Origin of the sequence: Herbaspirillum sp. B65 (assembly GCF_000333555.1) — a bacterium.
Lineage (GTDB): Bacteria > Pseudomonadota > Gammaproteobacteria > Burkholderiales > Burkholderiaceae_D > Herbaspirillum > Herbaspirillum rubrisubalbicans.
Map to the genome: position 1 here is coordinate 1 of NZ_BADI01000304.1, position 1,924 is coordinate 1,924.

Annotated in this window: 2 protein-coding genes and 1 pseudogene; all 3 read right to left on the reverse strand. The window is 64.9% G+C overall.

Going from position 1 to position 1,924, the window contains the following annotated elements; all coding sequences use genetic code 11:
- A pseudogene (locus tag I5W_RS07805) lies at positions 1-192 on the reverse strand (holo-ACP synthase); the annotation flags it as partial.
- 10 nt (positions 193-202) lie between these two features.
- Entirely contained in the window at positions 203-976 is a 774-nt protein-coding gene (gene pdxJ, locus I5W_RS07810) for a pyridoxine 5'-phosphate synthase (protein WP_044528806.1), read from the reverse strand.
- A 135-nt stretch (positions 977-1,111) separates the two neighbouring features.
- Positions 1,112-1,924: DNA repair protein RecO (gene recO, locus I5W_RS07815; protein ID WP_044528807.1), on the reverse strand; the 813-nt coding region annotated here is incomplete at its 5' end.

Genomic DNA, 1,924 nt, shown 5'->3' on the forward strand with positions numbered 1-1,924 from the left:
AAAAAGCTCCCTTGCCGCAAAAGCGGGTCGCCAGGAAACGGATGCCGCGGGCCTCGACCTTGGCTTTGCGGCGCAGGTATTTTCCATCTCCTGCGGCCCCAGGATCTTGCCGGCGAAGCGGTCGCCATGGCGTTGCAGGGTGGCCTGCAGGCGCGAGATCTGGAGGATGTCGGTACCGATGCCGTAGATCATGCAGCGCGCCTCAGGCCGGGCTCTTGAGCGCGTCCCGGCGCGCCTTGACCATGATGGCCTTCATTTCCGAGACCGCATTGCGCCAGCCGGCGAAGACTGCGTGAGCGACCACGGCGTGGCCGATGTTGAGTTCGGCGATCTGGGGGATGGCGGCAATGGCCTGGACGTTGGTGTAATGCAGACCGTGGCCGGCATTGACCTTCAGGCCCAGCTTCACGCCTTCCTGGACGGCGGCGCGGATGCGTTCCAGCTCTTCTTGCTGTTGCTGGGCGCTGGTGGCGTCGGCATAACGGCCGGTATGAAGTTCTATGACAGGGGCCCCCGATTCTGCGGCGGCCTGGATCTGCTCGATATCGGCATCAATGAACAAAGAGACGCGAATGCGCTCCTGCTGCAGCTGGGCAATGGCAGCCTGTACATCGGAGAAATGGCCACGCACGTCCAGGCCGCCTTCGGTGGTGACTTCGGTGCGCTTTTCCGGCACCAGGCAGACATCCTGCGGTTGGATCAGACAGGCGAAATCGATCATCTCCTTGGTCACGGCGGCTTCCAGGTTCATGCGCGTCTGCAACAGCGGACGGATGGCTTTCACATCGTCGTCGCGGATGTGGCGGCGGTCTTCGCGCAGGTGCAGCGTGATGGCGTCGGCGCCGGCTTCCTCGGCTTCCAGCGCGGCACGGATGGGGTCGGGATAACGGGTGCCGCGGGCATTGCGCAGGGTGGCGACGTGGTCGATGTTGATGCCCAGTTCTATGCTCGGGCCGGCAGGCTGCAGGAAACTCATGGAGTCAGGACGCTTGATGTGAATGATGTTCGGATGTGCTCAAGGCCGCAGGTCGAGGACAACGCGGCCAGACATGGATTGTAGCGGCTCGGGGGCAGCCATGGGATGGCCGGCGGCGCGCCGGCCGCCGCAAGATCACAATTGCATGAGGTCGATCAGGATCTGGCGCGTATTCAACTGCGCCCCACCCAGGTGGTGCGCCAGCAGGTAGCGCATCAGGAACTTGCTCTGCAATTGCGTGGTGGGGTCGCTGTAGTCTTCGCGCTCCATGTCCAGCAGAGTCTTGCCGGAGACCTTGGGGGCACGGTCGGAGAGGCGTTCCGGGCGGGTGCCCTGCTCCGGGTCGACCACGTAGATGCCATCGGGCTGCACGGCCTTGCCGCTGACCACGCAATGGCTCCAGTTGCCGGCCACCCCGGTCTGCTTCAAGAGGATACGTTCGAACTGGCGCAGCACGATGGGGGCATTCTCGCCGTGGGCCAGCTTGTTGAGCGTGGCGACGTAATGGTCGAACAGCGCCGGGTGGGCATCTTCGCGCGCCAGCAGCTTGACCAGCAATTCATTGAGGTAGAAGCCGCACAGCAGGGCCGACTTTTCCAGCGGCAGCAGGCCACCGACCCACTCGGCATCGGTCAATGTGCGCACCTCGGACTTGCCGCTCCACGACAACGAGAGTGGCTGGAAGGTCTGCAAGGCGCCGCGCAGCTTGGAATGCGGACGCTTGGCGCCCTTGGCCACCAGCGCCACGCGGCCATGGTCACGCGAGAAGACGTCGATGATGAGGCTGGTTTCCTTGTAGGGATAGCTGTGCAGCACGAAACCGGGTTGCGCCAGTACCTTGTGCTCCTTCTCNGGCACCGCACGGCTGCNCGCGCGCGGCGTGNCCGGCTTGCGCGCGGGGGCCTTGGCGGGCGCCTGCGGGACGCTCGGCGTGGCGGCCGGGTCGGC